General features: G+C 65.1%; 3 protein-coding genes. 1 reads left to right on the top strand and 2 read right to left on the bottom strand.

Annotation, left to right across the window (positions count from 1 at the left end):
- Positions 1 to 150: 150 nt before the first annotated feature.
- Positions 151 to 5133, bottom strand: a complete 4983-nt coding sequence (locus KIH76_RS08375; protein WP_214374874.1) for an Ig-like domain-containing protein — start codon at positions 5131 to 5133, stop codon at positions 151 to 153.
- A gap of 427 nt (positions 5134 to 5560) precedes the next feature.
- Between KIH76_RS08375 and KIH76_RS08380 the strand changes: the two genes are divergently transcribed.
- Complete coding sequence (locus tag KIH76_RS08380) at positions 5561 to 7186, top strand: MFS transporter (protein WP_214374875.1); 1626 nt, start codon at positions 5561 to 5563, stop codon at positions 7184 to 7186.
- Positions 7187 to 7244: 58 nt separating this feature from the next.
- On the opposite strand, the gene KIH76_RS08385 is transcribed toward KIH76_RS08380, so the two are convergent.
- Complete coding sequence (locus KIH76_RS08385; protein ID WP_163230901.1) at positions 7245 to 7418, bottom strand: hypothetical protein; 174 nt, start codon at positions 7416 to 7418, stop codon at positions 7245 to 7247.
- Positions 7419 to 7775: the final 357 nt, after the last annotated feature.

A 7775-nucleotide genomic window follows, 5' to 3' on the forward strand; every position in this document is an offset into this window, starting at 1 on the left:
GAAATCTTGCGATGATGTCGGTGCGTCGAAGGATTTCTCCGCTCGCTTCGCTCGGTCGAAATGACATGGGGTATGGAGATCTTCGTTTGGTCGGAATGATATGTATGTGGGGATCTCCGTTCGGTCGGAATGACGCGGGTGGGGCGTGTCCTACTTGTCGAAGACGACGTGGTAGGTGCGGGTGGCGGTGCCGTCCTCGGAGGTGACGACCACCTGCGTTTCGGCGTCGCCGGGCACGACGGTCACGGCCGCGTTGTTGCCGGCGGGCAACACCGCGAGGCTCGACTCATGACCGGCCGCGACGTGCACGGTTTCGGCAGCCGGATCGAATCCGGCCAGCGCCTCGCCGTCCACGGTCAGGCCCGCGATCGTCGCATCGGAGTTGAGCGCCGGAATCTGCGCGTCGCCACGCACCTCGGTGATCGCCACGACCGCGTCTTCGGCCGACTCGAACGTGATGCGAATGCGTGACGTGCGCACCATGTCGAACGAGTAGGTCGTCTCGTCGCCCTTCGACGACATCGACGAACCCGGCTTGTCGCCGACGGTCGCGTACACCCACGCGGCGTCGTTGGTCTGCTCGACCGGATGCGGCGTGACGGTCAGGTTACGCACCGGCTGCCAGTCGCCGTTCGCGTCGAGATATTCGACGCCGACGTGCTCCGGCAGCGCCACGTTCTCGCCGTCCAGGCAGTAGTACACGGTGAACGCGCCGAGGATGAACGGCGTCTCCTCGCCGTAGCCGAAGCGGTACTCGAGCCATGCGGTGCGTGACGGGTCGCCGGTGGTGGACCAGCGGTTCTTCAGGTTGTAGCCCACGCGCGGCGTGTACGAGACGATGCCGTCCATGAGCAGCGAGCTGTCCTCCTGCGCCTTCGGATCGGGGTTGGTGTAGGAGGCGCGCACCTGCGGGTACACGTCGTTGCGGTACGAGAACAGATCGCGGTTCTGCACGTGGTCGTCGGTCACGCGAACGTGTGCAACGGCCTGCTCCTCGATGCCCTCGACCGTACCGAGCAGCGAGAACGTGCCCGGATGACGGTACGTGGCCGCTTCCGGAACATCCCACGTGACCGGGCGCTGTTCCTTCGCGCCGTCGGACCAGTAGACGGTGACCTCGGGCACGTTCTCCTGGATGAGCGGCTCGATGCCGGTGATCGTCGCGAGCGACACCGTTTGCACTGCGGCGACCTCGACCACCTGCACGCTGGTCGTCACGTCACGATCGAAACGTGCGATCTTGCCGCGCAGCGTGACCGTACCGGCGGTGGCGAAAACCGCGTCGGACACCGGTTCCCAAGCGATCGGCAGCGGCGCGTCGACGCCGTGGCCGAACGAGACGATCGCGGTGGCGGGCAGTTCCGGCGTGGTGCCGGCGACGGTGCGCACGTTGGCAACGGTCGTCTTGACCGGGGTCTTCGGTTCGCTGCCGGCCGTGACGGTGACGATCGCCGGGGCGCTGGTCTTGATCACGCCGCCGTACGTGACGGTTGCAGTAACGTTTGCCGTGCCGCTCAGTCGCGCCTCGACGGTGCCATCGTGTGCAACGCCGGCAACCGACTCGTCGCTGGATGCGAACGTGACCGTCGCATCGTCGTTCATCGCCAGTTCGATCGGACGTCCGACCTCGTCGGTCGCGCGGACCGACAGCGCAGCCGTCTCGTCCTCGGCCAGCGTGTGCGTCGGCGGTACGATCGTCACTTCGGCGACCGGTGCCGGCGGCACGTCGAGATCGAGCGCGTATGAGCCGTGCTGCTCGCCGTCCTCGGACGTGACGCGCACGACGTACGAGCCGTATGGATAGTGCAGCGGCGGCACGACGACCGCGGTCGCGTTGTCGGCCGCGGTGGCCTCGATGACCGGCGCGGGATCGATGTACGCGCGATGCAGCGTGTAGCGGTGCGTGCCGGCGGCGAAGTCGGCGAGCGGCTTGCCGTCCACGGTGATCGACGCGAGATCGGTCGTGTCGTGCGCGGTGTCGTCGGATGCGGTCAGCGTGCGCACGGTTGCGGTGACCGGCAGATCGTAGCCTTCGACGGTGCCGCTGAACGTTGCGGTGTCGCCGGAGGCGCTGGTTGCGACGGGCCACGCGACCGGAGCGTCGGTTTCGCTGCCGTCGTCGAAGACGACCATCGCGCGGGCCGGGAGCGCCGGATCGGTGCCGGCCGCGGCGGCCAGCGTGACCGGACGTGCGGCGAGCGGATGCGCGACGGTGACGGTCGCGTGTACCGGCAGACCGGCTGCCTCGCCGTTGACGACGAAGGACTGCGCGCCGGACTTGGCTGCGGCGGTCTGGTCAAGCAGGTCGGCGGCGGCCCAGACGACCGGGACTTCGGCGCGGGAGTTGTCCGCGAGCAGCGCGGTCACGGTCTGCGGCAGCGCCGGCGTCTCACCGGCACGCACGCGCACCGCGGCGTCGCGCACGGCGAGGACCTTATCTCCTCGGCTCCCCTTGTCAGGGGAGCTGGCCGACGAAGTCGGACTGAGGGGTAGTCCGGCGCTTTGGGACGCCTCGGGTGCGGACACTCCCCCGGCCACGGACTCGGTCAGGAACACCTCGACGGAGTCGGAACGCAGGCCCTTGGCCGTCGCGGTCACGCGGATCGGCTTGCCGGAGCCGTCGGACGCGACGATCGCCAGCACCTTGCCAGAGTACGCGGAGTGCACCGGCGACTGCAGCGGCTCGGTGTTCGCCTGATAGCCGTTGTCGGTGCCCAGCAGACGCCCGTGTTCCACGTGAAACACGATCTCGTTGTTCGCGCGCGGCACGATCACGCCGGCGTCATCGATCACGTCGGCCTCGACGAAGCTCAGGTCGTGACCGTCGCCGTCGATCACATGACGGTCCGGAATCAGTTTGATCCCAGCCGGCGCGCCCGCGGTCGTGATCGAATCACGCGCGACGACCTTGCCGGACTTGTCGTACGCGACGACCTCGACCGTACCCGGCTCGAACGGCACCTCCCACTGCAGGGTCAGCTGCTTCGGCTCGTTGCCGTTCTTCTGGTAGCGGTACTCGAACGGCTTGTCGGCGTACTTGTTGCTCAGGTGGAACGTCGCCTCGTGCGACTCGAACTCGCGCTTGCCGAGCGAACGGCCGTTGACGAACAGCTCCGCGCTCGCGGCGTTCGTGTAGGCCCACACGGCCACCGACTCGCCCTCGTCCCAGTTCCAGTGCGGCAGCAGATGCACCATCGGCGCATCCTCCGGGTCGGTCCACAGCGCCTTGTACAGCCACCACGGGTTCTTCGGGAAGCCGGCCGTGTCGACCATGCCGTAGTAGGAGCGCAACGGCGCGAGCACGGTGCCGTCGGACTCCGGCATCTCCGGCTTGTTCCAGTAGAAGTTCGAGATGTACGGCGCCGGCTCGCCGATGTAGTCGAAGCCGGTCCACGCGAACTCGCCGACGTTGAACGGCAGGTTCACGAGACGGTCGAACGCGATGTCGAGCGGGTAGCCGCGGTTCGTGGTGACGTTGTAGTCGGAGATCTCGTACGTGTTCTCCGTCCACGGCCGGCGGCCCTTGGCGAAAGGATAGTCGCGGCCGCGCAGCTGCCATTCGTCCGTGAGGATCGTCGGGTGCACGTAGAAGCCGCGGCACGGCGTGCAGTTGCCGGATTCGGAGTTGAGGATCACGTCGTTCGGGTGCTTCTCGTGCACCTTTTCCATCTGGTCGCGGTTGATGTAGGAGTAGCCGCGCACGTCCATCTGCTCGTGGATCTTGTTGCCGATGCCGTCGATGCCCTTGGACAGGTAGGATGCGTCGTTGACGGAGTTCGGGCGGGTCGGGTCGAGCAGGTGGCAGCGACGGGTCAGGTCGGCGGCGATCGGGATTTCGGCCTCCTGCCAGGCGACCTCGTTGCCCATGCCCCACATGAACACGCACGGCTCGTTGCGGTCGCGCAGGATCATCGTGGCGAGATCCTCCGGGTAGTCCTGGGCGAAGTAGTTGGAGTAGTCGTTGCGGTTCTTCGGCGCAGTCCACATGTCGGTGAGCTCTTCGAGCAGCAGGAAGCCCATGCGGCTGCACTCCTCGGCCCACACCTTGGAGCACGGGTTGTGGCTGGTGCGGATCGCGTTGACGCCCGCGTCCTTGAGGATTTCGAGCTGGCGCACGACGGCGCGGCGGTAGGTGGCCGCGCCCAGCGCGCCGAGATCGTGGTGCATGCACATGCCGAGCGCGCGCATGTTCACGCCGTTGAGGTACAGGCCAGACGCCGGGTCGAGCGTGATCCAGCGCAGGCCGATCTTCGATTCGGTCTCGTCGATGGCCTCGCCGCTTTCGCCGGACAGTACGGTGGTGCGCAGCGTGTAGCGGTACGGGTCGGACGTGCTCCACAGGCGCGGGTTCGGCACGGCGACGGTCTGCTCGTAGCGGTTGGCGGCGTCCGCGTCGTCGTAGTGGGCGGCGGCGTGCGTGGTGTCCGGCGTGTTTGCGGGGACGGTGACATGGTCGGAGACGGACGCGACGACGGTGCCGTCGGCGTCCACGACTTCCGTCAGCAGGACGATCGGCTGGTCCTCGGCAGTTTCGTTGGCGACGATCGTGGCGACGTGCACGTTCGCGACGCCCTGCTTGACGTCGGCCTCGAGCGTCGGCGTGGTGACCTGCGTGCCGAAGCGGGCGACGTGGACCGGCTCGGTGACGGTGAGCGTCACGTCGCGGTAGATGCCGGCGCCGGCGTACCAGCGCGAGCTCGGCTCCTCGTTGTTGGAGCGCACGGTGATGACGTTCTTCTCGCCGAGCTTGAGCTTGCCGGTCAGGTCGATGCTGAAGGCGGTGTAGCCGTAGTGGTGTTCGGCGATCTTGACGCCGTTGAGCCAGATCTCGGCACGGTCCATCACGCCGTCGAAGTCGAGGGTGACGCGCTTGCCTTCCAGTGCGGTCGGGGCGACGAAGGTCTTGCGGTACCAGCCTTCGCCGACCTTGAGGTAGCCGACGGTGGCGCGGGCGTTGCGCGAGAACTTGCCTTCCACGCCGTAGTCGTGCGGCAGGGTGACGGGGCGCCAGTCGGCGTCGTCGTAGGCCGGCTTCTCCGCGCCGTTCGGCGTGCCGCGGAAGAAGCGCCATCCGTGGTTGAAATCATTGGCGCGCTGAGAGAACGCGTCGGTCGGGTTGGTGTCTGTCGTCATCGTAAGACCTCCATTGACTTGTGATGAGCGAGCTTTGGTGCAGCATTGCGTGTGGTGTCGGCTCCCTCCCCTTCGTCGCCTCATGTCATCTCGACCGAGCGATAGCGAGCGGAGAGATCTTTCAATGGCCTGGCATCGGAAAGATCTCTCCGCTCGGCTTCGCCTCGGTCGAGATGACATGGAGACGGACGGGAACGGGAGTCGGTTGACTACTTTGTTGTGACATGAACCAGCATATCATCTCAACGATGAGATTGTTGAAAAATGTTGATTTAATGGGTTGTCAAAACGCCGCTGATGGCGCGAAAATCTTAACGATGATATAGTTTTGAACCAGGTCAAACGAATGTGCGTCGACGGCGTGTCGCGAGGTCGCGACAAGGAGTGCCGCAGTCGGACGCACGGAAGCAGGAAGGATAGGACGACGATGTCTATGCAATCGTCAGGGTCGCGCGCGCCGCACGGCCGCCAATCGGCCGCCGAGGCCACCATCAAACCGCTGTCGTGGAAGGCCAAGCTCGGCTACTCCACGTTCTCGCTGTCGTACGTCATGCAGACCATGATCGTCACGTGGCAGATGTTCTACTTCACCACGTTCCTGAACGTGCCGATGGCCGTCACCGCCGTGCTCATCGCCACCGGCAAGATCGTCGCGTCCGTCATCGGGCCGGTCTGGGGATACATCTCCGACCGCATGTACCGCAACGCGCTCGGCCGCAGGTTCGGCCGCCGCCGGTCCATCCTGATCTTCGCGATCCCCGCGAACTTCGTCTTCTACCTGCTGCTGTGGATCCCCAACCTGCCGATCGCGGTCTACTTCTTCGCGAACCTGCTGTACTGGGCGTTCTTCGCCGGCATCACCACCGTGCAGTACGGCCTGCCGAGCGAAATGACCGAGAACCCGACCCAGCGCGCACAGCTCGTCGGCGTCAACCAGATCGCCGGCGCGATCGGCGGCACGTTCCTGTCCGTGCTCAACGTCTACCTGTTCACCATCTGGGGCAAGGACAACTGGGAATCGTACTTCAACATGGCCCTGCTGTACGGCATCATCGGCACTGCCGTGCTGCTGCTCGGGTTCCTGTCGATCCAGGAGCGGCCGTTCGACGAATCGACCAACGTGTCCGATGCGGATGTCGATCCGGCTGCGAACGCTGGCAGCGGCGACAACGTTGCTGCAAACGGCAGACTCGGCTTCGGCCAGCGGCTCGTCTCGGTCGTCTGGAACTTCCTGTCCGTGCTCAAGGTCAAGGAATTCCGCAACTATCTCGGCCTGTACCTGTCCGAGGAGATGTTCCGCACCGTGCGCGGCACGCTCAACACGTACTTCGTGATCTTCGTGCTGCTGCTCGACCCGCAGACCGTCTCGCTCGCCACCGGCGTGAACCTGCTGTTCGGCATCGCGTGCGTCGGATTCTTCATGTGGGTCACCGCGCGCATCGGCGGCCCGCGGGCGTACCGTCTCGGCGGCATCGAGGTGATCTTCGTGTTCCTCGCGATGTTCGCGCTCGCGATGAACGCCGGGAGTCTGCCGACCGGCACGCGCGCCGTGCTGTACATCGGCCTCGGCCTGTTCATGAACTTCGGCATCACCGGCGTGGTGAACGCTACGCAGTACACGTACACGTTCATTCCCGACGTGGACGAGATCATCACGTCCAAGCGGCGCGAGGGGCAGTACGCGGCCATCAACTCGACCATCGACGACATCTTCTCCTCCGCCGAGACGATCGTGATCGGACTCGTGCTGGAGGCGACCGGATTCGTGGAGGGCGCGCAGTCGCAGCCGCCGCAGACCGTGTTCGCGCTCGCGTGCCTGTTCTCGTTCGTGCCGATCGTGATCTGCATCGTCGGCATCGTGTTCACGTACCGGCTGAGGCTCAACCGGGAGAATCATGAGCTGCTGCTGGCCGAGATCGCGCGGTTGCGCGAGGGCGGATCCATGGCCGACGTGACGGACGAGACGCGCGCACTGGTCGAAAGCCTGACCGGCATGCCGTACGAGCGGTGCTGGGGCCACAACAACGTGATCAACGTCGCCCGGCGCGGGTGAGACGTGGATAAGGAACGTTCCCCAGCGGAGGCTGGGGAACGTAAAGAAACCGTGACGGCTACTTCCGCTTGTTGCTTCGATCAGTTACCGCAGCGTATACCAGAACGGCCACGTACGTGACCCATGCCAGCGTCGGCGATATTTGACCGGCCAAGGCGACAGACGATGCCGCCGCAATGACGGGGAACATTTCGGAATTGCCGTTATTCGGCTTGCGTTCTTTGGAACCCATGGGATTCCTCCTTATCACTATTGATTTTTGATGGTTTTCGGTGTGCACCGTTCTCCTCTCGTCCGGTACCAACGGAGTCGAAGAGATGTGTCTCAGAATACTGGAATGTGCGGTTGCGGTCGGTCACCGTGTTTGGTTGTTTGATGGGTTGAGTGGCGACGCTGACGCTCGCACCATGCGTGGTGTTGTTTGAAAACCTACGCGTGGGAGCGGACGTGGCGTGTTAGCGCGTGCCTCGTCGGATGGCTCGTTTGCGGTTGCCGGCCGTGGCGACGCGTGCCTGTTTGCCGGTCGTGCCGTTGCCGTCGTGCAGGCGGTTGGCTTGCGTGGCGGTCAGCGGGGGTTTGAGCTGGTATT

It is taken from the genome of Bifidobacterium simiiventris (assembly GCF_019331715.1).
Lineage (GTDB): Bacteria > Actinomycetota > Actinomycetes > Actinomycetales > Bifidobacteriaceae > Bifidobacterium > Bifidobacterium simiiventris.